A 2,157-nucleotide genomic window follows, 5' to 3' on the forward strand; every position below is an offset into this window, starting at 1 on the left:
GCCCGCTTCAGGTGCTGCATGTCGAGGTTGTTCAGCGGCTTATCTGAACCTTCATCTGTATAGCGGTTATTGCACGATCTGAAAATTTGAAACTAGTTTTCTGCGTCGATCGAGACTCGGCGTGGACTTTGCCCCCGAGGGCAGTACGAAGTCACGAGCAAAGGCGTCCAAGTCCTGTGTCTTCCAGCGGTCGGCTAGGTCAATGCAACTACTGGCAGACAGCTGCCCTGAAATATCGATGCTGAGCAGTCTTATTGCCGCAAAATCCGGGTCCCAGTCACTTTCCTCAAGCAACTTGAATCCCGCTTCAGTGTCGTATAGCCGGTTGCTAATTTCTTCTGAATGTTGGTACCAATAAGCCGCCAATGCGAGGTCTTTTGCGTCCTTATCGCTGCTGTAGTGGACTGAGCGGTCAATCCAAGCCCTCATTTTTAGCGCCGCGTACCCAGCCGGTTGTGGCAGTCGTATGTTCTGTCCGGTAGGAAGGCGGAGAGTGATAGATCGGCTGTAGACGTCCTGGAATCCGAAGACCACAAGTTCTTCGCCTCGCGGTGCGGGGGAGCTGATGCCTTCTGGATCCTCTATGGCACCAAACGGCATGATGTCCACTGGTGTTTTTGCAATTATGTAACGGATCCCGTTGCTTCCGCTTTTCGGATACAAGGCGTCTATGCGCTCGGTAATTTTCCAGTCGTCGACGGCGATAGCTATGTCCGCATCGCTTGTGGATCGCACCTCGAAAGCATGACCAAGCGCTGAATGGATGATATCCCGACTACCAGCGCCTATAAGAAGAACGTTCTCCGGAATAAGCGGAGTATTGCGGGTCAGCTCTTCGATCACTGGCGAAATCGTGTCAAAAAGACGAACGTCTACGCGGTTCAAATTGATCATAGAGAGGATTCTCGCAATTGAATGGCGGCTTCACGTTGACGACCGTCATTGGATGCGAGGAGGTCCGCATACGTGAGTAGTAGAGGAGCCTGATAAATTCCAGGATGATCTGGCTCATCCGGCGCTTCCCAAAATTTCTGGCGAATGAATATATTGGGCGCTTCATTATCGCGCCGCCACCTGCGTGCCCGCAATAAGCTCATTGGGAGGCCGTCGGTATAAAGAACTACACTTTCCGGCTGGACTAGAACTGGAGCGGCGGCTTCGCCTCCAACATAAACCGTCTGGTCGTTAATTTTCAGATTGCTCCAGTCGCCGGCGAAGTGATGCGTTCTTGACTGTGAGCCAAGGCCGGTGGGATATGAAGCCGCCCATTGATCGATAAGGATTTCGCGTTGTTGGGACGACAGCTTCCTGTGATCATCGAGGAAACCGTACTGAGTGAGCAGTTCTAATGTCTCTTGCGTCTGGCCGATAGATGTTCCAGCGGCACGGGCAAGCTGGCGGATTGGACCTTGGAGCAATCCGGGCCAAGTGAGGAAGGCAAATATGATCTGGGATCGTTTCAGGCTGAAGAGGTTCACGCCGCCACGTTTCAGCTGGGTGTAGCGCTGAGTGGATGATCGCGGCGCACGTCGTCCGCGAATATCAATATGAACGCCTTCGAAACTAACAAATGCATTGCCAGCTTGATCGATGTAGTTAATGCCCTGTAACCGGAAGATTTCGGCGCTTCGTTCTGTGATGCGTGGGCCGACAAGCAGAAGCTTCCGACACCCGTCTAGAGTACGGTCGCGCCATTGTTGAGAAGTCGCAGTCAGGGTATCTGTGTACCCAAGTAAAAACTTACCTTGACCATGCTCATGAGCAAGCGTTACCGCCAGCGCATCATCTGTAGATATACGAGCGAAATCGGTGTTCTCAATGATTTTCAGCCCTAACTCTTCGAATCGCTCGAGTAGGCCAGCTGCGAGTTCTCTGTTCATCACAATCCCTCATGTTCAACGTAACTGCATTTTCATTCTAAATGAAAAATGCGTAATAGTGAACGCTAAAGTGTGAATTCTCGTTCTTGGTGGATCTAGTCCCACGGGATCTTCGAGTGGATAGTGTTGATTCTTGGGTTCAATGCGGCACGGTCGTCGCAAGATCCCAAAGGTTCAGGATATTGCAACTGTTAGAACCCGCCCAATTATGGTCCCGGAGTGAGTGCCGGCTGCTCGAATACTAAGTTCCGCGCGCTTAGTAGTACACCGCCAGCGG

Annotated in this window: 2 protein-coding genes; both read right to left on the bottom strand. The window is 51.8% G+C overall.

Annotated features, from left to right (window positions below; translation table 11 throughout):
- Positions 1-66: 66 nt before the first annotated feature.
- Entirely contained in the window at positions 67-894 is an 828-nt protein-coding gene (locus tag CIK74_RS07620; RefSeq protein ID WP_096255266.1) for a hypothetical protein, read from the bottom strand.
- A complete protein-coding gene (locus tag CIK74_RS07625) occupies positions 891-1,880 on the bottom strand; it encodes a type IV toxin-antitoxin system AbiEi family antitoxin (protein ID WP_096255268.1) in 990 nt (329 codons plus the stop codon). The genes CIK74_RS07620 and CIK74_RS07625 overlap by 4 nt, the downstream gene beginning before the upstream one ends.
- Positions 1,881-2,157: the final 277 nt, after the last annotated feature.

Origin of the sequence: Glutamicibacter sp. BW77, assembly GCF_002332285.1 — a bacterium.
GTDB lineage: Bacteria > Actinomycetota > Actinomycetes > Actinomycetales > Micrococcaceae > Glutamicibacter > Glutamicibacter bergerei.